A 26788-nucleotide genomic window follows, 5' to 3' on the forward strand; every position below is an offset into this window, starting at 1 on the left:
TCAGTGCGTGCTCAGATAATCCTCGAGGACCGGCCCCACCACGGCCAGGACCTCGGGTTCGATCATCTGGTTGTGCTCGCACTCGATCTTCACTTCCCGGATGCCTCCGGTGACGGAACTCCGCCACTCCTCCGGTGAATGCTGGTCCGTCGACGCCGATCCGGCGGCGGTGAAGAACAGCAGATCCCCGTCGAACACCTGCGGGCGGAAGTTGTTCATGATCCGCGAGGAGTTCGTGAATCCGGCGCTGATCCGCTCGAGGTGCTGCGGTGTCAGTCCCGTCTTCTGCCCGAATGCGTCGTCCAGCAACTCGACCGCCCGCTCGTAGGTGAGTTCCTCCCCGGCAACGGACTCGAGGTCCAGTCCGAGCCCGTGGAGCAACTCGGACACGGTGAGGCTCTCCGGACCCTGGTCGGTCCCGTTCGTCACGTAGCTGTCCATGACGGCCAGCGTGTCGACCGCCTCGCCTTCCCGCCGCAGTTCGACGGCCATCGCGTGGGCGATGACGCCGCCGAGCGACCAGCCCAGCAGGTGGTAGGGACCGTGCGCCTGAACCTTGCGCATCTCCAGCACGTACCGGTGCGCCAGCTGCTCGATCGACTCGAAGCTCGGGCCGCCGCTGATGATCGGCAACTGCAGGCCGAAGGCCGGCCGGTCCTGCGAGAGGTGCTGCAGGAGTCCCGCGTAACCCCACGACAGGCCGATCCCGGGATGGATGCAGAACAGTGGCGGCTTCTCCCCCGTCGGTCGCAGCGGGATGACCACGCCGAGCGCCTCGTCCACCGGCGACCCGGCCGCGTTCTCGGTGTCGACCCGCAGTGCCAGGCCGGCGGGCGTCGGGTCCAGGAACATCGACTGCAACGGGATCTGCCGTCCGAGGCGTTCCTGCAGCACCGTGATCACCCGGGTGGCGACGATCGAGTTGCCGCCGAGGTCGAAGAAGCTGTCGGCGGTACCGACGCGGTCCACGCCCAGCACCTCGGCGAAGGCCTCGACGATGATCCGCTCGGTCGCCGTCGTCGGGGCCCGGAAGGCCGCACCGGTGGTGCCGAACTCGGGCGCGGGCAGCGCCTTGCGGTCGAGTTTGCCGACCGGGGTCATCGGAATCTGATCGAGGACGACCACGGCGGACGGGACCATGTGTGCGGGCAGGCGGTCGGCCGCGTGGGTACGCAACTCCGCCGGCTCGAGGTCGTGGCCCTCGGCTGCCCGCACGTACGACGCGAGGAGCGTGTCGCCGGACGGCCCGGTGTGACCGATGGTGGCCGCGAACGCGACCGCGGGGTGGCGGGCGAGGACGGCGTCGATCTCACCGAGTTCGATGCGGAAGCCGCGGACCTTCACCTGGAAGTCGGTGCGGCCGATGTACTCGATGGTGTGGTCGCCGCGCCAGCGCACCACGTCGCCGGTGCGGTACATCCGGCGGCCGGGCTCCCCGAACGGGCAGGCGACGAACCGTTCCGACGTCAGAGCCGACCGGTTGTGGTACCCGCGTGCCAGTCCGGGTCCGGTGATGTACAGCTCGCCGGGCACACCGACCGGGACGGGCTGCAGACGCTCGTCGAGGACCAGCGAACCGAACCCCAGCGCGGGTGCGCCGATGTTCACGACCCCACCCGGACGCATCGGCGCGCTGACGCTCGCCTGGATGGTCGTCTCCGTGGGCCCGTACCCGTTGTGCATGTTGCGGTGCTTGCCCCAGATCTCCACCAGCTCCGGCGGGCAGGCCTCGCCGGCCACCGCGAGGACCCGGAGCGATTCGAGTCCCACGTCCTCGATGGACGACAGCGCGGTGGGCGTGATGAACGCGTGCGTCACCGCGTTGCGCCGGAACAGGTCCGCCAGCTCCGTGCCACCGAAGACGGTGGGCGGCACGATCACGACCCGGGCCGACGCGCCGAACGCCATCATCAGCTCGAAGATCGACGCGTCGAAGCTCGGGGACGCCAGATGCGAGACCCGGGAGTCGTGCGTGACCTGGAACCGTTCGTGTTCCTCCGCGGTCAGGTTGGCCATGCCGCGGTGAGTGACGATGACCCCCTTCGGCTTACCGGTCGAACCCGACGTGTAGATCAGGTACGCCGGGTGGGCCAGATGGAGCGGGCGCGTGCGGTCGGCGTCGGTGACCGGCGCCGAGGAGACGGCCGCGACCTGTTCGGCGAACGACTCGTCGTCGAGCACCAGCCACGGCACGGTGTCCGGCAGATTGTCGCGACGATCGGCGACGGTCAGGCCGACGGACGCCCGGCAGTCGGTGAGCATGTAGTCGATGCGGTCCCGCGGGTAGGTCGGGTCGACGGGCACGAACGCCGCACCCGACTTCGCGACCGACCAGATCGACACCACTTCCTCGATCGACCGCGGCATACCGATGGCCACGAACGTTTCCGGCCCGACTCCCTGGGCGCACAGCACCCGTGCCAGCCGGTTGGACCATTCGTCGAGTTCGCGGTAGGTGACCTGCCGGTCCTCGAAGGACAACGCCACCGAATCGGGGTCGAGTGTCGCGGCGGCCGTCAGCAGGTCGGGCCACACCTCGGGGCGCACGTCGGGTTTGCCGCGGGCCGGGACCATTTCCTCGATCTCCGCCTCGTCGAGCAGCGGGAGGGTGCCGATCGGCCGGTCCGGGTCGGCGGTGACGGCCGCGAGGATCCGGACGAACCGGTCCGCGATCGAGCGTGCGGTCCCGCGGTCGAACAGGGAGACGGCGAAGTCCAGTCCGCCGGAAACACCCGCGGGCGCGCCGTCCCGGTCGAACTGCTCGGCCAGGATCACCTCGAGGTCTTCCTTGACCACCCGGGTCTCGAGGTCCACGTTCTCGACCCGCAGGTCCGGCAGTTCCAGTGTCGGGTTCTCGTTGTTCTGGAACTCGAGGGCCACCTGGAACAGGGGCGAGTACGAGGTGGATCGGGTCGGGTTGAGTTCCTCGACGAGGCGCTCGAACGGCAGATCCGAGTGCTGGAACGCGGCCAGGTCGGTTTCCCGGATCCGCTGCACCAGTTCGGTGAACGTCGACGCCGGGTCGATCCGGTTCCGCAGGACCAGGGTGTTGACGAACATGCCGACCATGTCGTCGAGGGCGGCTTCACCACGCCCGGCGACGGGGGTGCCGATGACGACGTCGTCGGTGCTGCCGAGCCTCGACAGCAGAACGGCCAGCGCGGCGTGGACGGCCATGAACATGGTGGCGTTGTTGGCCCGGGCCAGTGCCGTCAGCCGCTGATGGAGGTCGGCGTCGATCGCGAACTCGACCCGATCACCCTCGAACGTCTGCTGGATCGGGCGCGGCCGGTCGGTCGGCAACTGGATGACGTCCGGCACCCCAGCCAGCGTGTCCGACCAGAACCGCAACTGCTGGTTGATCATCGATTCGGGGTCGTTCTCCGAGCCGAGTCCGGCATGCTGCCACAGCGTGTAGTCGGCGTACTGGACGTGCAGCGGATCCCACTGCGGGCCGTCGCCGCCGAGCCGTGACGTGTACGCCACCATGACGTCGCGGGCGAGCGGCGCCAGGGAGAATCCGTCCGCGCTGATGTGGTGCACCACGATCGTCAGCACGTGATGGTCGGGTGCAATCCGGAACAGGGCCGCCCGGACCGGCACGTCGGTGCTGACGTCGAACCCACGGGACACCAGATCCATGATGTGCCGCGGCAGGTCCTCCGCCGCGACCGAGACGGTGTCGACGTCCGGTTGCGCATCGGCGGCGGGCAGGATCCGCTGGGTCGGTTCGTTGTCCACCGTCGGGAAGACGGTGCGCAGCGTCTCGTGCCGTTCGAGGACGTCGGCCATCGCCAGCCGCAGGGCGTCCTCGTCCAGGGTTCCGGTCAGCCGGACGGCCAACGGAATGTTGTAGGCCGGTGAGGACGTGTCGAACTGGTTGAGGAACCACATCCGCTTCTGCGCCAGCGACAGCGGAATCTGGTCGGGGCGTTCGACCGGTGCGAGAGCGGGGCGGGCGCCGCCGCTCACGCTGTCGGCGACGCGTTCGGCCAGCGACCGGACGTCGGGGGCCTCGAACAGGGCGCGCACACCGATGTCGGTGTCGAGGGCGTCCCGCAACCGTGCCGTGACACGGGTCGCGACCAGCGAGTTTCCACCGAGATCGAAGAAGTTGTCGTCGATGCCGATCCGTTCGATACCGAGGACTTCGGCGAAGATGTCCACGATCTTGCGTTCGAGATCGTTGGTCGGCGGCTGGAACTCGGTCGTGGTGACGTGGAACTCGGGCGCGGGCAGCGCCGACCGGTCCAGTTTGCCCACCGGGGTCAACGGGATCTCGTCCAGGAACATGACGCTCGTCGGCACCATGTGCGCGGGGAGCCGGGTCGACAGGTGTGCGGTCAGCTCGGCCGGGTCGACGCCGCCGGCGGTGTTGGGCAGCAGGTAGGTCACCAGGACGGTGTCACCGGACGGGCCGGGAACACCGAGGGTCGCGGCGAAGCTGACCCCGGGGAACGTGGCGATCTCGTTGTCGATCTCGCCGAGTTCGATGCGGAAACCGCGGATCTTCACCTGGAAGTCGCTGCGGCCCACGTACTCGACGGTGTGGTCGGCGCGCCACCGGACGATGTCGCCGGTGCGGTACATCCGCTCCCCTGCCTCCCCGAACGGGTTGGCGACGAATCGCTGGCTGCTCAGTTCCGGGCGCCGGTGGTAGCCGCGGGCGAGCCCCGCACCGGTGATGTACAGCTCGCCGGGAACTCCGACGGGCACCGGCTGGAGGCGTGAATCCAGCACGAGCTCACCGACTCCGCGGATCGGCCCGCCGAGAGTGATGGGGTCGCCCACCGTCATCGGGTCGCTGATATTGGCCATCACCGTGGTCTCGGTGGGGCCGTACGCATTCGACAGCTGCCGGCCGGGTGCCCAGCGGGTCACCAGTTCCGGCGGGCACGCCTCGCCGCCGAACACGACGTGCTGGAACTCGTCGAGCCCCGTCGGGTCGACGGTGGACAGCGCCGCGGTGGTGACGAAGGCGTGGGTGACGTGTTCGGACCTGATCAGTTCGGCCAGTTCCGCTCCGCCGTACACCGTCGGCGGTGCGATCACCATCGTGGCGCCGACCCCGAACGCCTGCAGGTACTCGAACACCGATCCGTCGAAGCTGGGCGTCGAGAAGTGCAGTGTGCGGGACGTCTGTGCGGCGGCGAAACGCTGCCGCTGGTCCTCGGCGAAGTTGTCGAGGCCCTCGTGCGTGACCACGACGCCCTTCGGCTTGCCCGTCGAACCGGAGGTGTAGACGATGTAGGCGGCGTTGTCGAGGCTTATCGGCGAACGTCGATCCGAATCGGCCACCGGCAGCGCAGGTTTCGACTGGCAGGCCTTCTCGAACTTGGGTGAGTCGAGCTGCAGCCACGGCACCGAGTCGGGCAGCGCCTTCTCGTACGCGGCCATGGTCAGTCCGATGGTGGCACCCGAATCGGTGAGCATGTGCTCGATGCGGTCCATCGGATAGTTCGGGTCGACGGGGACGAACGCGGCGCCCGTCTTGGCCACCGCCCACACGGCGAGGACCGACTCGATCGACCGGGGAATGCCGAGCGCCACGAACGTCTCCGGGCCTGCGCCGCGGGAAATGAGAACCCGGGCGAGCTGGTTGGAGCGTTCGTTGAGTTCCCGGTAGGAGACGTTGCGGCCCTCGAACGTCAGCGCCGTGCGGTTCGGATCCAGTGCGGCGGCGTCCTCGAAGATCTGCGGCAGCGTCCGGACGGAGAACCCCGGGCGGCCGCGCACCGGCGCGAACTCGGCGAGTTCGGCCTCGGTGAGCAGTTGCATGTGGGCGAGCGGGATCTCGGGCCGGTCGGCGAGGGCGTCGAGCACCCGCTGCAGCCGATCCGCGATCTCGTCGACCGCGCTCTCCTCGAAGACCTCGGGGAGGTACTCGAACTTGAAGTTCAGCCGAGCGTCCCCGGAGGCGACGACGGCGAGCGGGTAGTGCGCGGAGTCCTTGCCGTCGATGCCGGTGACGAACATCCCGGCGATGTCGGTCTGTTCCGTCAGCCCCGCCTCGTCCACCGGATACGACTCGAACACGGTCAGTGTGTCGAAGGCACCGCCGCCGCCGACCGCCGACTGGACGTCGGTCAGCCCCACGTAGTGGTGATCGAGCAGTGCGGCCTGTTCGCTCTGCACTCGTTCGAGCAACTCGCCCAGCGACTCCCAGGGGTCGAGGGTCACTCGTACCGGCAGGGTGTTTATGAACAGACCCACCATCGACTCGATGCCGGCGATCTGCGGCGGCCGGCCCGACACCGTCCCGCCGAACACCACGTCGGAGCGGCCGACCAAGCCGCCCAGCACGATTCCCCACGCCGTCTGGACGACGGTGTTGAGGGTGAGCCCGCGTTCGCGGCTCAGGTCCCGCAGCCGGGTGGTCTGCTCCTCCGACAGTGTGAACGCGGTCTCCTCCGCGACGGCGGAGTGCGCCTCACCCCGCTCCAGCGGGGCGAGAAGCGTCGGCTCCTCGACACCGTCGAGCGCGGTGCGCCAGGCGTCGAGGGAGTCCGTGGTGTCGTGCCGCTTCATCCACGACAGGTAGTCGCGGTACGAGTGGACCCGGGGCAGCAGGCTGCCGTCGGCGTCCAGCGCGTACAGCGTCAGCAGGTCACGGATGACCAGCGGAGTCGACCAGCCGTCGAGCAGGATGTGGTGGTTGGTCAGGATCAGCCGGTAGTCGTCCGCGGTGAGCCGGACGAGGGCGAGGCGCAGCAACGGCGCGTTCGCCATGTCGAACTTCACCGACCGGTCCCGTGCCACGATCCGGTCGTATTCGCGGGTGGTCTCGTCGGGGTCGAGTGCCGAGAGGTCGAACTCCGACCACGGCAGTTCGACGTGCTGCTGGATGATCTGCGCGGAGGCGCCCGCGCTGTCGTGGACGAACGCGGCCCGCAGGTTGGGGTGCCGGTCCAGCAGCGCCTGCCCGGCCCGGCGGAACCGGTCCGGGTCGACCTCGCCGCGCAGTTTCAGCGCCAGCTGCACCAGGTACGGGTCGACCGTGGCGTCCGAGAACTGGGCGTGGAACAGTAATCCCGATTGCAGCGGCGACAGCGACCAGATGTCCGACAGCGCCGGGAACCTGGCCTCGAGCCGGTCGATCGCGTCCTGGTCGAGGGTGACCAGGTCCAGATCGGACGGGGTCACGCCGCCGGCGTCGGGCCGCGCGACGTGGGTGGTCAGCGCGGTCAGCGCCTGCACCCACAGGTCGGCGAGCGCACGGACCTCGGACGGGGTGAGGACCCCGGTCGGGAACGCCCAGGTGGCCCGCAGCCGGTTGCCGTCGGCCCCGGTGCCGGTGACGGCGTTGATGTCGAGCGCCGACGCCACCGGGATGTCGGAGGCGGGGATGTCGTCGAGCTTCGTGTCCGTCACCGGAACCCAGGCGTGACCGTGGATGTCGGTGGACGTCGCGCCACCGAGCCGGCCCAGGTAGTTGAACGTGACCTGCGGCTTCGCCAGCGCCCGCAGCTGATCCGCGGTCTCCGGGTCCAGATAGCGGAGCATGCCGTAGCCGATGCCGTGGTCCGGGATGCCCAGCAGCTGTTCCTTGATCGCCTTGACCGCGGACCCGGCGGCCTTGCCACCGGCGAAGGCGTCGTCGAGGTCGATCCCCGACAGGTCCAGGCGCACCGGGAACATCGCCGTGAACCAGCCGACGGTGCGGCCCAGATCGGCGCCCGGCAGCACCTGGTCCTCGCGGCCGTGGCCTTCCAGGCTGACCAGCGACTCCCGCGTGAAGTCGCCGTGGGTGCGACGCCACTGGGCCAGTGCCAGTGCCAGCGCGGTCAGGAGTCCGTCGTTGACGCCGCCGTGGAATGCCTCCGGGACACGGGTCAGCAGTGCGTCCGTGACATCGGCGGGCACCTCCACGGTGACCTTCTCGACGGTCCCCGCCACGTCGATCGCCGCGTCCAGCGGCCGCGATCCGATCAGCGGGTCGTCGGCCTCGAGCACCCGGCGCCACAGTTCGATCTCGTCGGCGCGTTCGCGTGTCGCCTCGACGAGTCCGTGCGACCAGCGCCGCATCGACGTGCCGACCGGCTCGAGGACCGGTTCCTGACCCGCGGAGACCTGCGCCCACGCGGTCGCCAGGTCGGGGACGAGGATCCGCCACGACACACCGTCGACCACCAGGTGGTGGGCCACGACCAGCAGCCGCCCGCCCCCGCCGCCGGCGTCGAACCACACCATCTGCAGCATCACCCCGGCCTCGGGGTCCAGTCGTCCTGCCGCGGCATCGAGTTCACGGGTCGCGATTTCCGCGAACCCGGAACCGACCACCGACGGGACCTCGACACGGTGCAGCACGTCGTCCACGTCGACCGCGCCCACGGCCTGCACCTCGATCCGCCACTGCGGCTCGGCACCGAGGAGACGGGCCCGCAGCATGTCGTGGTGATCCACGACGGCGGCGATCGTGCGCTTCAGCAGAGTCTCGTCGGCCGCGGCGGGCAGGGAGAGCAGCGCGGTCTGGGTGTAGCGGCGGAAGTCGCCGCCGCGTTCGAGCAGCCATGCGGTGATCGGGGTGACCGGCATCTCGCCGATCCCGCCGCCGGGCAGTTCGTCGAGTACCACCACGTCGGCGGCGCCCGCCCAGGAAGCGGCCTCGGCGAGCGCGGCAACGGTCTTGGCCTCGAACACGTCGCGCGGCGTGAGCACCACACCGGCGGCCTTCGCGCGGGCCACCAACTGGATCGACATGATGCTGTCGCCGCCGAGGGCGAAGAACGAATCGTCCACACCCACCGATTCCAGACCGAGCACCTCGGCGAACAGACCGGCGAGGATGGTTTCCATCTCCGTGGCCGGGGCGCGGCCCGCCGACACCCGGGCACCGAAGTCGGGTTCCGGCAGCGCGCGGCGGTCGAGTTTGCCGTTGCTCGTCAACGGCAGCGCGTCGAGCACCACGAGGGTGGCGGGCACCATGTACGAGGTGAGCTGGGTGCCGACGAATTCGAGCGCCGACGACACCTCGACGGTGGCGCCAGATTCCGGAACCACGTAGCCGATCAGCCGGTGACCGCCGTGCCCGTCGTCGCGGGTGAGGACGACGGCCTGCGCGATGCCGCGGTACCGGAGCAGCGCGGATTCGATCTCGCCGAGTTCGATGCGGAAACCGCGGATCTTCACCTGGAAGTCGCTGCGGCCCAGGTACTCGAGTTGGCCGTCGGTGTTCCAGCGCGCCAGGTCACCCGTGCGGTACATCCGCGCCCCGGGACGGAGCGGGTCGGCCACGAACCGGGTCGAACTGAGCCCGGCCCGGCCGAGGTAGCCGCGGGTCACCTGGTCACCCGAGACGTACATCTCCCCGATGGTGCCCGGGGGAACCGGGTGCAGGCGCCGGTCGAGGACGTGGACGTGCAGCCCGGCGATTCCGCGCCCGATCACGCTGGCCGACGCGGACTCGGCGAACTCGCGGTCGAGCGCCAGGTAGCTGACGTGGACCGTCGTCTCGGTGATGCCGTACATGTTCACCAGGGTCGGGGCGGAGTCGTCGTGCCGCGAGTACCAGCGGCCGAGCTGACCGAGGTCGAGAGCCTCGCCACCGAAGATCACGTACCGCAGCGCCAGTGCCGCCGCGTTCACGTCGATCTCGGAGACGATGCGGTCGGTCTCGGCGAGCTGATAGAACGCGGTCGGGGTCTGATTGAGCACGGTGACCTGCTCGTTCCGCAGGAGTTCGTGGAACATTTCCGGGGACCGCGCGGTGTAGTAGTCGACGACGACGAGTCGGCCGCCGTAGAGCAGCGGACCCCACAGCTCCCACACGGAGAAGTCGAACGCGTACGAGTGGAACATCGTCCACACGTCGTTCTCGTCGAACCCGTAGAGCGGCTGCGTGTTCGCGAACAACGTCAGCACGTTGCGGTGCGAGACGACGACGCCCTTGGGGCGGCCCGTCGACCCGGAGGTGTAGATGACGTACGCCACCGATGCGGAGTCGAGCGGTGCCACCCGGTCGGCGTCGGTGATCGTCGCCGGCGACTGCTGCGCGAGGTCCGTGGTGGTCTCGGGGTCGTCGAGCAGGATCGCCGGGGTCTCCGAGTCGGGCAGGGCGGAGACGTCTCCCGTCGTGGTGATGACACAGTTCGGTGCGGCATCCTCGAACACGAACGCCAACCGGTCCGCCGGGTAGGTGATGTCGACGGGCAGATAGCCGCCGCCGGTCTTGATCACGGCCAGCAGGGCGATGATCAGATCGCAGGTGCGTGGGAGTGCCACGGCCACCAGCGTTTCCGGCCCCACTCCCTGGGAGATCAGCAGGCGGGCCAGCCGATTCGACCGGGCGTCGAGCTCCGAGTAGGTCAGTGCGACGTCCTCGGACGTCACGGCCGTGGCGTCGGGGAACCGGGCCACACTCTGCGCGAAGCGGTCCGCGAGGGTGGCGGTGCCCGCGTCCACTCCGGCGGTGTTCCATTCGGTCGCCATCGCCGACCGCTCGGCGGCGTCGGTGATCACGATGTCACCGACCGGGGCCTGCGGGTCGGAGGTGACGGCGCCGAGGATGCGCAGGAAGCGTTCGGCGAACGTGCGGACGGTGCCGGCGTCGAACAGATCGGTGGCGAAGATGAACGACGCGGCGATGCCCGATGCCACCCCGTCCACGTCGAATCCTTCCTCGACGCTGAGCTGCAGGTCGAACTTGGCGACCTCCAGATCGAAATCGACGGCGGCCGCGGTCAGTTCCGGGAGCTCGAGCCGCGGTGTCTCGTTGTTCCGGAACTCGAGCAGCGCCTGGAACAGCGGCGAGTGCGCGGTGGAGCGCTCCGGCGCGAGGACGTCGACGAGCCGCTCGAACGGCAGATCGGAGTGGTGGAACGCGGCGAGGTCGGTGGACCGCACCTGATCCATCAGGGTGCCGAAACCCTCCGCCGGGTCGACGGCGCTCCGCAGCACCAGAGTGTTGACGAACATGCCGACCATGTCGTCGAGCGCCGCGTCACCTCGGCCAGCGATGGGTGTGCCGACCGCGATGTCCTCGGTGGACGACAGCGCCGACAGCAGCACCGACAGGGCCGCGTGGACGGCCATGAACATGGTGGAGTTGTGCTTGCGCGCCAACGCCGCCAGCGCCCGGTGCACGTCCGCCGGGATCGTGAAGTCGACCTGCGCACCGCGGAACGACTGCTGGACCGGTCGCGCCCGGTCGGTCGGCAGCTGCAGGAGTTCGGGCAGGTCGGCCAGCTGATCCGTCCAGTACCGGAGTTGCTGGGAGATCAGCGATTCGGCGTCGCCCTCGTCGCCGAGGAGTTGGAGCTGCCACAGCGTGTAATCGGCGTACTGCACCGACAGCGGGTTCCACTGCGGTGCGCTGCCCGCGATGCGGGCGGCGTACGCGGTCATGACGTCCCGCGCGAGCGGGGTCAGTGAGAATCCGTCGGCGCAGATGTGGTGCACCACGATGACGAGCACGTGATCGTCGGGGGCGAGTGCGAACAGCGCCGACCGCATCGGCACGTCGGCCGTCACGTCGAAGCCGGCGGTCGCGAGACCGGCGATGTGCTCGCGGAGTTCGTCCTCGGACACCTCGAGGATCTCGAGGTTCGGCGTCCACTGCCCCGGGGAGAGCACCACCTGCGTCGGTTCGCCGTCGTGGGACGGGAACACGGTCCGCAACGATTCGTGGCGGACGAAGACGTCCGTCACCGCCGCGCGCAGCGACTCCACGTCCAGGTGACCGGTCAGCCGCACGGCCAGGGGGATGTTGTAGGCCGCCGACGATGTGTCGAACTGGTTGAGGAACCACATCCGCTTCTGTGCCAGCGACACCGGAACGTGCGCGGGCCGCGGCATCGGGCCGAGCGGGATCCGGACGTGGGCACCGTCCTGCGCGGGTGCGAAGGCCGTCGACTCGATGAGGCGGGCCAGCTGATGGATCGTCGGCGCCTCGAACAGGGTGCGGACGCCGATGTCGGTGTCCAGTTCCGCGGTCAGGCGCGCGGCGACACGGGTCGCGATCAGCGAGTTTCCGCCGATGTCGAAGAAGTTGTCGTCGATGCCGACTCGTTCGATTCCCAGGACCGTGGTGATGACGTCGGCGATCGTGTGTTCGAGGACCGTCGACGGCGGCCGGAAGTCGTCCGACGTGGGCAGGAACTGCGGTTCGGGCAACGCCGCCCGATCGAGCTTGCCGACCGGGGTGAGCGGGATCTCGTCGAGGATCATGATGCTCGACGGCACCATGTGTGCGGGCAGCAGGTTCGCTGTCCACTCCTTCAGTTCCGGCGGTTCGAGCACCGACTCGGCCTCGGGCAGCACGTACGACACGAGCACAGTGTCGCCGGCGGGACCGGGGCGCCCCAGGGTGACTGCGAACGCGACGGACGGGTGCCCGGCGAGTGCGCTGTCGATGTCGCCGAGCTCGATGCGGAAGCCGCGGATCTTCACCTGGAAGTCGGTGCGGCCCAGGTATTCGACCGTGTGATCGGACCGCCACCGCGCGAGGTCGCCGGTGCGGTACATCCGGTCACCCTGCTCGCCGTAGGGGTTGGCGACGAACCGCTCACTGGTCAGCCCGGCGCGAGCATGATACCCGCGGGCCAGACCCTCACCGGAGATGTAGAGCTCGCCGGCGACGCCGACGGAGACCGGTTGCAGCCGCGAGTCGAGAATCACCTCGGAGACGCCGCGGACGGGGGCACCGATGGTGACCGTCTCCCCCACCTGCAGGTGGTCGCTGAGGTTGCTCATGATGGTGGTCTCGGTGGGGCCGTAGCCGTTGTACATGGTGCGGCCCGGTGCCCACCGGGTCACCAGCTCCGGAGGGACGGCCTCGCCACCGGCGACCACGTTCTGGAACACCTCGAGACCCTCGGGGTCCACGGAGGCCAGCGCCGCGGGGGTGACGAACCCGTGGGTGACGCCCTCGGTCCGGATCAGTTCCGCGAGTTCCTCGCCGCCGTACACGGACGGCGGCACGATCACCATGGTCGCGCCGACCGCGAACGACAGCAGGTATTCGAGGACCGACGCGTCGAAACTCGGCGAGGAGAAGTGCAACGTCCGCGACGTCGAATCCGTCGCGTAGCGGGTCCGCTGTTCCTCGGCGAAGTTGTCGAGGCCGCGGTGGCTGACCACCACGCCCTTCGGCTTGCCGGTGGAGCCGGACGTGTAGATGACGTACGCCGGGTGTGCGAAACGCAGGGGCACCACGCGGTCGTCGTCGGTCACGGTGTCGGAGGACATCGCCCGAATGGCGGCGTCGGTGTCGGGGTCGTCGAGGGTCAGCCAGCTGACCGTGTCCGGGAGCCGGCCGTGGTCGGCCTCCAGGCGGAGTCCGAACGTGCACCCGGAATCCGTGACCATGTGCTCGACCCGCTCGCGCGGGTAGGTCGGATCGACGGGAACGAACGCCGCGCCGGTCTTGGTGATCGACCACACCGCGAGGACCGATTCGATGGACCGTGAGATACCCAGGGCCACGATGTCTTCCGGGCCGACGCCGCGGTCGATGAGCAGGCGCGCGAGCTGGTTGGACCGTTCGTCGAGTTCCCGGTAGGACATCCGGCGGTCCCCGAACACGAGCGCGGTCGCGTCACCCGCCGCAGCGGCCGTGTCGGTGAACATCTGAGGCAGTGTGCGCACGGACCGGCCGGGCCTGCCGCGGGCCGGAACCAGTTCGGCTTCCTCGACGTCGGTGAGCAGGCGCAGTTGCGCGAGTTTCATCCCGGGGTGCTCGGCGAGCGCGATCAGCGCCCGGACTATCCGGTCGCCGATCCGCTCGACGTCTGCCCGGTCGAACAGGTCCTCGACGTATTCGAGCTTCAGCTGCAGATTCTCGTGCGCCGAGGCGATCAGCGCGAGCGGGTAGTGGGCGGCGTTCGCGCTGTCGTGGACGTCGAGGACGTGCATGCCGGCGATGTCGGTCTGCTCGGTCAGCCCCTCCCGATCGACGGGATACGACTCGAACACGGTCAGCGTGTCGAAACCGGCGCCGGGCCCGGCCACCGACTGGATGTCCGTCAATCCGACGTAGTGGTGATCGAGCAGAGCGGCCTGCTCACCCTGGATGCGTTCGAGCAACTCCCCCAGCGTTTCTCGCGGATCGAGAACCACCCGGACCGGCAGGGTGTTGATGAACAGGCCTACCATCGACTCGATCCCCGCGATCTGCGGTGGCCGACCGGAGACCGTCCCACCGAAGACCACATCGGAGCGGCCGACCAAGCCGCCCAGCACGATTCCCCACGCGGTGCGGATCAGGGTGCTGAGGGTCAGCCCGTGCTCGCGTGCGAGCACACTCAGCTGATCGGTGCGGTCGACGTCGAGTTCGACGAGCAGTTCACTGGACTGCGTCTCGCTCTGCACCGGCGCGTCGGCAGGGGCAAGCAGCGTCGGCTCCTCCACCCCGGCGAGGGCACGCCGCCACACACCGAGGGAGTCCTCGGTGCTGCGATGCGACATCCAGGTGAGGTAGTCACGGTACGGGTGCACCCGCGGCAGCGCCGCGGCGTCACCCTCCGTGGCGTACAGGGTCAGGAGGTCGCGGATCAGCAGCGGCATCGACCAGCCGTCGAGCAGGATGTGGTGGTTGGTGACGATCAGGCGCTGCTCGTCCCCACCGACCTGGATCAGCATGAACCGCAACAGCGGCGGGGTGGCCATGTCGAACCCACGGCGCCGGTCGGCGTCGAGGAGTCGCACGATCTCGGCTTCGCGGCTCTCCGCGTCGAGACCGGACAGGTCGATCTCCGTCCAGGGCAGTTCCGCGTACCCGTGGATCGCCTGGACGGGGGTGCCGCCCTCGTCGTAGACGAACGACGCCCGCAGGTTCGCGTGCCGGTCGAGCAGGGCCTGCCCGGCCACCCGCATGCGGGACGGCACGGCACCGCGCAGTTCGAGTGTCACCTGCACGGTGTACGAATCGATCGTCTGGTCGGCCAGCAGTGCGTGGAAGAGCAGTCCGGACTGCAGCGGCGACAGCGACCAGATGTCGGAGAGCGCCGGGAAGCGCGATTCGATGCGGTCGATGGCGTCCTGGTCGAGGCTGACCAATTCGAGGTCGGACGGGGTCACGCCACCCGCGTCGGGGCGGGCCGCGTACGTCGTGAGCGCGGTGAGCGCCCGGACCCACAGTTCGGCGAGTTCCCGGACCTCGGCGACGGTCAGGACACCGGCCGCGTACGCCCAGGTGGCGCGCAGCTGAGGCCGGTCCTCCACCTCGGTGGTGACCGCGTTGACGTCGATGGCCGAAGTGACCGGGGTGTCGAGGTCCTGTGCACGGTCCATGTCGACTTCACCGGTCGGCGTCCAGCCGGCGCGGGTGGCCGCCTCGGACAGGTCGGCGGCGAAGCGTCCCAGGTAGTTGAAGCTGATCTGCGGCAGCGAGCGGGCCGCGAGCAGCGGTGCGGTGTCGGCGTTGAGGTACCGCAGCATGCCGTAACCCATGCCGTGGTCCGGGATCGCGAGCAGTTGTTCCTTGATCGCCTTGATCGCGGAGCCGGCAGCCTTGCCGCCGTCGAACGCGTCGTCGAGGTCGATCCCCGACAGGTCCAGACGCACCGGGAACATGGCCGTGAACCAGCCGACGGTGCGGCCCAGATCGGCGCCCGGCACGACCTGGTCTTCGCGGCCGTGGCCCTCGAGGCTCACCAGTGTCCCGTCGACGGACCGGCCGTGCAGGGTGTGGCCGCGAGTGCGCCGCCATTGGGTGACCGCCATCGCCAGCGCGGTGAGCAGGCCGTCGTTCACGCTGCCGTGGATCGCCTCCGGCAGAGCCGTGAGGACCGCTTCGCTGACCTCGGCCGGCAGTTGCACCGTGACGCGGCCGACGGTCGCGTTGACGTCGATGTCGGGGTCGAGTGGACGGCTGCCGACGAGCGGGTCCTCGCAGTCGAGGATGCGCTGCCACAGGTCCAGTTCGGCTGCCCGGTTCGCCGCCTCGTCGACCAGTCCGTGCGCCCACCGGCGCATGGACGTGCCGACCTGTTCGAGGACCGGCTCCTGGCCTGCCGAGATCTGCGCCCACGCGGTCGCGAGGTCGGGGACGAGGATGCGCCACGAGACACCGTCGACGACGAGGTGATGCGCGACCACGAGCAGGCGGCCGCCGGACTCCCCGGCGTCGAACCACACCACCTGCACCATGACGCCGGCCGCGGGATCGAGCCGGTCCAGCGCGGCGTCGAGTTCCGCGATCACCGTCGCCGCGAACGCCCGGGTTCCCGGGGCCGTGGACACGGCGACCCGCCGGATCAGGTCCTGCGCGTCGACCGCACCGACCGGGCGGACGGCGAGGTGCGAGTCCTCGGCGGAGACGATCAGCTGCGCGCGCAACATGTCGTGCCGGTCGAGGACGGCCTGGAACGTGGCGGCCAGGGGTTCGAGTTCGCGGAGGTTCGGCGGTGCCGTCAGCAGCGCGGACTGCGACATCCGGTTGAACTCGCCGCCCCGTTCGAGGAGCCACTTCGTGATCGGGGTGGTCGGCATGTCGCCGACTCCGCCACCGGGCAGTTCGTCGAGGACCACGACGTCGGCGGCGCCCACCCACGACGCCACCGCGGCGAGACCGGAAACGGTCTTGGCCTCGAACACGTCGCGCGGTGTCAGCACCACACCCGCCGCCTTCGCGCGGGCCACCAACTGGATCGACATGATGCTGTCCCCGCCGAGGGCGAAGAACGAGTCCTCGACACCGGCGGAGTCGAGACCGAGGACCTCGGCGAACAGACCGGCGAGCACCTCCTCCATCTCCGACACCGGCGCGCGGCCGGTCGACACCCGGGCCCCGAAGTCCGGCTCGGGCAGCGCGCGGCGATCCAGCTTGCCTGCGGGAGTGAGCGGCAACTCGTCGAGGACGATCAGCGCGGACGGCACCATGTACGGGGCGAGGAATCCGCCGACGAAGTCGAGGACCGCCTCCGGGTCGAGTTCCGCGCCCGCCGTGGGGACGAGGTACCCGACGAGCCGGTTGGCGCCGGTGCTGCCCTTGTGCGCGGAAACCACCGAGCGGGCGACCCCCGGGTAGCGCGTGAGGGCGGTCTCGATCTCGCCGAGTTCGATGCGGAACCCGCGGATCTTCACCTGGAAGTCGCTGCGGCCCAGGTACTCGAGCTGGCCGGCACCGTTCCAGCGCGCCAGGTCACCGGTCCGGTACATGCGCGCCCCGAGGCCCCCGTACGGGTTGGCGACGAATCGCTCCGCCGTCGTGCCCGCCCGGTCCTTGTAGCCGCGGGCCAGACCGGAACCGGTGACATACAGTTCGCCGGTCACCCCGTTGGGCACCGGGTGCAGGCGTGAATCGAGCACCATCTCGCCGGTTCCCATCGGCGGACGGCCGATGGTGACGCCCTCACCGGGGATCATCGGTCCCGTCACGCTCGACACGACCGTCGCCTCGGTGGGGCCGTAGGCGTTGAACATCCGCCTGCCCCCGGTCACCCACTGCGCCACCAGCTCCGGCGGGCACACGTCGCCGCCGGTGGCAACACATTCGAGCTGGTCGAGGCCCGCGGGGTCCACGGACGCCATGGCGGCCGGGGTGATGAAGGCGTGCGTCACCCGGCCCTCGCGGAGCACGTCGGCGAGTTCGGTGCCACCGATGACGGACGCCGGCGCGATCACCATGGTCGCGCCGGAGCCGACCGCCAGCAGCAGTTCCAGGATCGACGCGTCGAAACTCGGCGACGAGAAGTGCAGTGTGCGCGACCGCGGGGTGACCCCGAAGCGGATGCGTTCGTCGGTGGCGAAGTTCGCCAGGCCGCGATGGGTGACGACGACACCCTTCGGGGTGCCGGTGGACCCGGACGTGTAGATCAGGTAGGCCGGGTTCTCCAGCGCGAGCGGGTGGGTCCGGTCGGCGTCGGTGACGACCGCGGCGGAGTGCGCACTCACCTCGTCGTCGAATCCGGGTGCGTCGACCACGACGTAGGACGTGCAATCCGGCAGCGTGGGACGGAACTCGGCGACGGTGAGCGCGAGCGCCGCACCGGAGTCGCTGAGCATGTGGACGATCCGGTCGGTCGGGTAGTTCGGGTCGACCGGAACGAATGCGGCACCGGTCTTGGCGACCGCCCACAGTGACAGCACCGACTCCGGCGACCGCGCCAGCGCCAGCGCGACCACCGATTCCGGACCGATTCCGCGCCCGATCAGCAAGCGGGCGAGACGGTTCGACCGCTCGTCGAGTTCGCGGTACGTCACTTCACGGCCCTCGTAGGACAGCGCGGCCGCCTTGGGATCCACGGAGGCCGCGGCCGCGAGCAGTTCGGGCAGGGTCCGCGGTTCGGCGTCGGGCCCGTCCATCACCGGGGTGAGCGCCGCACGTTCGGACGCCACCATCAGGTCGATGTCCCCGACGGCCATGCCCGGCTCGGACGTCACCGCGTCGAAGATCCGCTGCAGGTAGTCGGCGAAACCGGCGATCGTGGACGCGTCGAACAGGCTCGACGCGTAGGTGAAGGCCGCGGAGATCCCGGCGGGCTCCCCCGACACCCCGAATTCCTCCGTGAGAGTGAGTTGCAGGTCGAAGTTGGAGATGTCGGTGGCCAGGTCGAGGCCGGTGACGGTCAACCCGGGCAACTCCAGCCGCGGCCGCTCGTTGTTGCGGAACTCGAGCACCACCTGAAACAGCGGCGAGTGCGACGTCGCGCGTTCGGGCGAGATCGCATCGACCAGTCGCTCGAACGGCAGATCCGCGTGGTGGAAGGCGTTCAGGTCGGTGTCGCGGACTGTGGACAGCAGGTCGGTGAACGTGCCGGCCGGTTCGACCGGGGTCCGCAGCACCAGGGTGTTGACGAACATGCCGACCATGTCGTCCAGGGCGGCGTCGCCACGACCGGCGATGGGGGTGCCCACCGACACGTCGTCCGTGTCTCCCAACCGGGCGAGCAGCACGGCCAGCGCCGCGTGCACGGCCATGAACACACTCGAATTGTGTTCGCGGGCAGTCGTGATCAACCGGCTGTGCACCTGCGGATCGATGCTGAACGAGTGGATGCCGCCGCGCATCGACTGTTGCGTCGGCCGGGGGTGGTCCGTCGGCAACGCGAGCAGTTCCGGAAGCCCGGCGAGCGTGTGCGTCCAGTAGTCGAGCTGGGCGGCCAGCAGGCTGTCGGGGTCCTCGGCGTTGCCGAGCACCCGATGCTGCCAGAGCGCGAAGTCGGCGTACTGCACCGGCAGCGGCGTCCAGTCCGGTGCCTGCCCCCCGGTGCGGGCCGCGTAGGCGGTCATCACGTCCCGGGCGAGCGGGGCCATGGAGAAGCCGTCGGCGCTGATGTGGTGGACGACGATGACGAGGACGTGCTCGCCGGGATCGGTGCGGAACAGGGCGGCGCGCACCGGCACCGCCACCGTGACGTCGAAGCCGGCGCCCGCCAGTCGCGAGATGTGCTCGGGCAGTTCCGCTTCCGTCGTGGCGATCGGCGACAGATCCGGCACCACGTCCTCGGTCGGCAGGATCACCTGGAGGGGTTCGCCCTCCACCATCGGGAACCGGGTGCGCAGCGACTCGTGCCGGTCCATCACGTCGGCGACGGCGTCCTGCATCGCGTCCTCGTCGAGGTCGCCCGTCAACCGGACCGCGAGCGCGATGTTGTAAGCCGGGGAGTCGAGGTCGAACTGGTTGATGAACCACATGCGCTTCTGCGCCAGCGAGACCGGCAGTCGGTCGGGGCGCACCCCGGCCACCAGCGGCGGCCGTTCGGCGCCCTGCACGGCCTCGGACTCGATCCGGGTGGCCAGTGTCGCGACGGTCGGGGCGTCGAAGATCTCCCGGACCCCGATCCGGCTGCCCAGCGCGGCGTTGACCCGCGCCACCAGCCGGGTGGCCACCAGTGAGTTGCCGCCGAGGTTGAAGAAGCTGTCGTACACACCGATACGGGGCGCGTCGAGCAGATCCGCGAAGATCGAGGCGAGGATCTCCTCGATCGGGTTGCGTGGAGTGACGAATTCGGCGGACGGGCTGAGGAATTCCGGCTCGGGCAGTGCGCCCCGGTCCAACTTGCCGGTGGCCCCGAGCGGGAACCGGTCGAGCACGATGATCCGGGTCGGCACCATGTAGGCGGGCAGCGCCTCCGCCGCCGCGTCGCGCACGACGGCGGTGTCGATGTCGGCGCCGGCCACGGGGATCACATAGCCGACGAGGCTTTCGCCGGTGGCCTCGCTGCGGTGCACGGTGACGACCGCCTGCGCCACCGACGGGTGCGCCAGCACGGCCGCCTCGACCTCGCCGAGTTCGATGCGCTGACCGCGGAGCTTGACCTGGAAGTCGCGACGGCCGATGTACTCGATGTTGCCGTCGGCACGCCAGCGGACGACGTCGCCGGTGCGGTACATCCGCTGCCCCGGCGCGCCGAACGGGTTCGCCACGAACCGGTCCGACGTCAGATCGCTGCGACCGACGTAACCGCGGGCCAGCTGGATACCGGCCAGGTACAGCTCGCCGTGCACCCCGACCGGCACCGGGTGCAGCCGCGAGTCGAGGACGTACAGTTGCGTGTTCCACACGGGCGCGCCGATCGGGACCGAGGCCCGGTCGCCTTCCGTGCACTCCCAGTAGGTGACGTCGACCGCCGCCTCCGTCGGGCCGTACAGGTTGTGCAGCGCCGCGGATCCGAAGTCCCGGAACGCGTCGGCGGTCGCGGGCGGGAGCGCCTCACCACTGCAGAACACCTGGCGCAGCGAACCGCAGAGTTCCGGTTCGGCGCCTGCCGTGAACACCGCCAGCATCGACGGCACGAAGTGCATCGTGGTGACCTGATGGTCGGCGATGACGTGGGACAGGTACGTCGGGTCGCGGTGACCGTCCGGCGCGGCGAGGACGAGTCGGGCACCGACCTCGAGGGGCCAGAACAGTTCCCACACGGACACGTCGAACGTGACGGGGGTCTTCTGCAGCACCACGTCCGTGTGGTCCATCCGGTACGTGTCCTGCATCCACAGCAACCGGTTCACGATCGCGCGGTGGCTGACGGCGACCCCCTTGGGCCGGCCCGTCGATCCGGACGTGTAGATCACGTAGGCGGTCGAATCGGGATGGATCGGACCGCCCCGCTCGGCGTCGGTGATCGGCGTGCTCGGCCGCCGGGACAGGTTCAGGGTGTCGATCTCGATCACCGAGGCACCGGCCGCGCTGTCGACGCCCTCGCACCGGTCGCGGGAGGCGGTGAGAACACATGCGGGTTCGGCACTCTCGATCACGTACGCGATCCGCGAGGCCGGATGGTCGGGGTCGAGCGGAACGTACGCTGCCCCGGTCTTCTCCACCGCGTAGATCGCGATCATCAGCTCGAGTGAACGGCGCAGGGCGACGGCGACCCGGGATTCGGGTCCGACGCCGCGGGCGAGGAGTTCGCGTGCCAGCCGGTTGGCGCGGGCATCGAACTCCGCGTACAGCAATTCCTCCTCGGCGAACACGACGGCCACGGCGTCCGGGGTCCGTGCCACCTGAGCCTCGAACAGGCTGACCAGGGTGGCCGAGCCCGGTACTGCGACGTCGGTGTCGATCCACTGCTCGAGCATCCGGTGGGTCTCGTCCGCGCCGATCAGGTCGATGTCGCCGACCTTTGCGTCCGAACCGGCGGTGATGGTCTCGAGCAGGGTGACGAAGCGTTCGGCCAGCGCCGTCATCGTCGGCGGGTCGAACAGTTCCGACGCGTACGAGAATTGGACGTCGATCGCACCGGGGGCGCCGGAATTCTCGGTGTGCTCGGTGAGGATGACCTGGAGATCGAACTTGGCGGCGCCGGTCTCGAGCGCCTCGACCTCCACGTCGAGTCCGGGCAGCTCGAGCCGTGTGTTCGCGAATCCCTGCAGCACCAGCATCACCTGGAACAGCGGTGAATGTGCCTCGGAACGGGTCGGCTTCAGTTCGTCGACGAGCCGCTCGTACGGCAGATCGGTGTTGCTGAACGCCTCCAGATCCACGGAGCGGGTGTGCGAAAGGATCTCGGGGAAGCTGCGATCGGGGTCGACGGTGGTGCGCAGGACGACGGTGTTGACGAACATGCCGACGACGTCGTCGAGTTGCCGTTCCCCACGACCGGAGACCGGGGATCCGATCGACACGTCGGACGAGCCGCTCGACCGGGACAGCAGCACCGCGAGGGCGGCGTGCACCACCATGAACAGGCTGGCGTCGTTGGCGCCTGCGATCTCGAGCAGCGCGGCGTGGATGCGTGCCGGGATGGAGAAGTCTGCGGTGGCGCCGATCATCGACTGCCGGGCCGGGCGGGGACGATCGGTCGGCAGATCCATGACCTCGGGGGCACCGTCGAGGGTGCGGGCCCAGAACGCCAGCTGCCGGGCGAGGAGGCTCGTCGGATCGTCGGGGGAACCGAGCAGCTCGCGCTGCCACACCGCGAAATCGGCGTACTGCACCTCGAGCGGCGCCCACTGCGGCGTGTCGCCGGCGGCGCGGGCGTGGTAGGCCACCATCACGTCCCGGGTCAGCGGTGTCATCGACAGGCCGTCGGCGGCGATGTGGTGCACCACGAACACCAGCACGTGATCGTCGGTCGCGGTGCGGTAGAGCTCCGCCCGGATCGGCGGTTCGACGGTGACGTCGAAACCGGTTGCGGCGTCGGCGATCAGGCGGGATTCGAGCTCGTTCTCCGCCACCTCGACCGCGTCGAGGTGCGGGCTCACCTCCGCGACCGGCAGAACCACCTGGATGGGTCCGTTGGGGGTGTTCGGGAACACCGTCCGCAGCGACTCGTGCCGGGTGAGGACGTCACTCACCGCGGTCCGCAGTGCCTCCACGTCGAGCGTGCCGCGCAGCCGGATACCGACGGGAATGTTGTAAGCGGGCGAGGCGGTGTCCAGCTGATTGATGAACCACATCCGCTGCTGCGCCAGCGACACCTGCACCGGGCCGGACCCGGCCCGCGGGGCGAGCACGGGGCGGGCGGAGGTGCGGGGCCCGAGCGCGTCCACACGGGCACTGAGCATCGCGACGCTGGGCGCCTCGAACAGATCGAGCACCCCGATCTCGGTGCTCAGGGCCACGTTGACCCGGGACACCACGCGGGTCGCGACGAGGGAGTCGCCGCCCAGGTCGAAGAAGCTGTCGTCGACGCCGATGCGCTCGACGCCCAGGAGCGCCGCGAACACCTCCGCGATCTGCATCTCGGTCGGGGTCACCGGTGCCCGGTAGACGGTGGACGTGGCCTCGAATTGCGGTTCCGGCAACGCCTTCCGGTCGAGTTTGCCCGCCGGGGTCAGCGGGACCTCGAGAAGCACCATCACCCGGGCGGGCACCATGTGCGCGGGCAGTGCGGCGGCGGCGTGCTCGAGGATGTCGCCGACGACGATGTCCGTCCCGTCCTCGGGGAGCACGTACGTCACCAGCACCGTGTCGCCGGACGGGGCGGTCCGTCCGACCGTGGTCGCGAACGCCACACTCGGGTGCGAGCGGACGACGGCGTCGATCTCGCCGAGTTCGATGCGGAAACCGCGGATCTTCACCTGGAAGTCGGTGCGGCCCAGGTATTCCAGTTGTCCGGCGGCGTTCCAGCGCGCCAGGTCGCCGGTGCGGTACATTCGCTCGCCCGGCGTCCCGTGGGGGTCGGCGACGAACCGTTCGGCCGTCGGGATCGACCGATTGTGGTACCCACGTGCCACACCGTCGCCGGTGATGTACAGCTCGCCGGGGACCCCGGCCGGGACGGGGTGCAACCGCGAATCGAGCACCAGCAGACCGCAACCGCGGGACGGACGGCCGATCGTCACCGGTTCACCGACCGTCAGCGGTCCTGCCACGCTTGCGACGACGGTGGCCTCGGTGGGTCCGTACGCGTTGAACATGACGCGCCCCGGCGCCCACTGCGCCACCAGCGCAGGAGGACAGCTCTCACCGCCGGTGACGACGCACCGGATGTGGTCGAGCCCGCTGGGATCGACGGAGGCGAGCGCGGCCGGGGTCACGAACGCGTGCGTCACCCGTTCACGGCGCAGCAGGTCCGCGAGTTCGGTGCCGCCGTACACCGTCGACGGTGCCACCACCATCGTGGCGCCGGCCCCCACCGCGAGAAGCAGTTCCAGGATGGAAGCGTCGAAACTCGGTGAGGAGAAGTGCAGGGTGCGGGACCCCGCGGTGACGTCGAACCGCTGCCGCTCGTCCTCGGCGAAGTTGGCCAGGCCGACGTGGGTGACGACGACACCCTTGGGTGTGCCGGTGGAGCCGGACGTGTAGATGAGGTAGGCCGGGTCCGCGGTCCGCAGCGGGCGGAGACGGTCGGCGTCGGTGAGCGTGCCTGCCGCGTGCTTCGCCAGGTCGCGGCCGAACGACGCGTCGTCCATCACGAGCCACGGCGTGGTCGCGGTCAGCGACGACCGGTGCGCTGCCACGGTGAGACCGACGACCGCACCGGAATCGGTGAGCATGTGCTCGATGCGATCGACCGGATAGTTGGGGTCGACCGGGACGAACGCGGCCCCGGACTTCGCGACCGCCCAGGTGGCCAGCACCGACTCGATCGACCGCGCGATCGCCAGCGCCACAACCGAACCCGGCCCCACCCCGTGGCCGATCAGCATGCGGGCGAGACGGTCCGACTGCTCGTCGAGTTCGGGGTAGGTCAGGGTGCGGCCCTGATAGACGAGGGCGTCCCCGGCTCCGCCCGCCTCCACGGCGCGCGCGAGCAACGCGGGCAGCGTGCGGGGCTCCACCGAGGGTTCGTCGCGAACCGGCACGAGTTCCGCGTATTCGACCTGTTCGAGGAGGTCGACGTCCCCGATCGGCGCGGTGGGGTCCGCCGTCACCGCCTGCAGGATGCGGACGAAGCGCGCGGCGAGGGCTTCCGCGCTGTCGCGGTCCCACACGTCGGTCGCGAACCGCAGCCGGCCGATGATGCCGCCCGTCTCCGATTCGGTGAGGGCGAGCACGAGATCCAGCCCCAGCGCGCGGTGTTCGCGCTGGATCGGGCTGACCGTCACGTTCCCCGACGTGTCGTGCGGGTGCCCGCCGTCGGTGAATTCGAGCATCACCTGGAACAGCGGCGTGTGCGAGGGATCGGATTCGGCCCCGAGGGCGGCGACGAGATCGTCGAAGGGCAGCGCCGCATGCGCGAACGCGGCCCGGTCGGCGTCCCGGACCCGGCTCAGGTGGTCGACGAACGACGATGCGGTGTCCACCTGCGACCGCAGGACGGTCTTGTTGAAGAACGCTCCGGCTTCCGGGTCGTCGGAGTCGTCCGCTTCGCGCCCGACGATCGGCGTTCCGATCACGACGTCGTCGGTGTCGCCCAGCCGGCCCAGGAGAACGGCCAGCGCGGCGTGCAGCGTGGTGAAGATCCCGGTGCCCGCCTCCTCGGCCAGTCGTGCCGCCCGGAGCTGCACGTCCGCGTCGACGGCGAACCCGACGACCTCGCCCGCCCCGGCCCGCTCGGCGGGACGCGGACGGTCCAGCGGCAGGGCCGTCACCTCCGGCAGACCCGCCAACTCCCGCTTCCAGAACGCGAGCTGGGCCTCCCGCTCGAGGAGCCGCGCGCCGAGGCGTGCGCTCTCGGCGTGAATGTCGGCGGTCCGCGTCAGCGGCTCGGCGGTGACGAACTCCTCGACCAACTCCACGAACCTACGGTGGTGGGCGCGCAACTCCTCCGAGCCGTATCGGTTGGGGTTGCCGCGGAAATCGAGGAGCGTCTGGCCGTCACCGCTCTGGTAGATGTTGACCAGCAGGTCGTCCACCGGGCCCGACGTCACGATGTGGTACTCGCCCGTGACCGTGCCCAGCGTGAACGCCTGGTGGAACAGCATGACGTTCACCATCGGACCGGCGAGACCCTCCGCCGTCCCGGCGAGTCCGGCATCGCGGCGGATGTCCTCGAGACTGCACCGCTGATGGCGCAGCGCACCCATCAGTTCGAGCTGTGTCCGCTGCACGAGCTCGGCCACCGTGTCCTCCGGCCGGACGGTGATCCGCAGCGGGGCGACGTTGACGAGCATGCCACCGGACCGCTGCAACGGCGCCGTGGTGCGCGCCGACACCGGAAGGTTGATGAGCACGTCCCGCTTCCCCGTCATGCGGGACAGATAGCAGGCGAACCCGGCGAGGAGCACGGCCGCCGAGGTGGCGCCGACCCGCTGATCCGACTCCCCGAGGAAACCCAGTGCGGTTTCGGAGATCTTCGCGCTCTCGAGCCGGCTCTTCGCCGCCGCGGGTGCGTCGTGGGTGGCGAGCGTCGAACCGTGCTCGATGCCGACAATGCGTTCGGCCCAGTACAACCGGTCGTTCTCGAAGCGGCTCGACGCCCGGTACTTCTGGTCCAGCTCGTAGAGTTCGCGCAGATCCAGCGCACGGTTCGGTTCCGGTTCGGTGCCCTCGACCGCCGCGGTGTACAGCGCCGCGATCCGGTTCACCATCGTCATGCCGCTGTACCCGTCGAGCGCGACGTGGTGAATCCTGGTGTACCACAAGTAGTGCCGCTCACCGACCTGGAGGACGGTCATCTCGACGAGCCGGTCCCGGGTCAGCCGGAGCGGTGTCGCGTAATCCTCGTCGATCCACGCCTGCGCGGCCGCCATCGGGTCGGACTCGCCCCGGAAGTCGAGGAAGCCGATCGACGGGTCGATGCTGAAATCGACCTCCTGGTAGGGCTCCCCGTCGACGTCCAGCAGTCGCAGGAACGGCGACTGGAACTCCTGACCGGCCCGGACCGCCGCGTCGCTCAACAGGTCCAGGTCGATTTCGCCCCGCAACTCGATGTACTGCGCGATGAACTTGGGAACCGTGGGGCTCAGCTGTTGGGCAAACCACATGCTCCGTTGCACCGAGGAGAGCGGGAAGGCCCCTTCGGGAACGTTCACATCTTCGGCGCCGTTATTCGGCTGCGGCGAATTCACACTCGTCATC

The 26788-nt window shown here is 69.6% G+C and carries 1 protein-coding gene; it reads right to left on the reverse strand.

Annotation, left to right across the window (positions count from 1 at the left end; genetic code table 11):
- On the reverse strand, positions 1–26787 hold the full coding sequence (locus DTA22_RS00685) for a non-ribosomal peptide synthase/polyketide synthase (RefSeq protein ID WP_112298200.1): 26787 nt from the start codon (positions 26785–26787) through the stop codon (positions 1–3).
- Position 26788 lies beyond the last annotated feature (1 nt).

Origin of the sequence: Rhodococcus wratislaviensis, from assembly GCF_900455735.1 — a bacterium.
Lineage (GTDB): Bacteria > Actinomycetota > Actinomycetes > Mycobacteriales > Mycobacteriaceae > Rhodococcus_F > Rhodococcus_F wratislaviensis.

Coding starts and splice junctions, on each gene's coding strand:
- DTA22_RS00685 (WP_112298200.1), bottom strand. CDS start 26,787: ATGACGAGTGTGAATTCGCCGCAGCCGAATAACGGCGCCGAAGATGTG.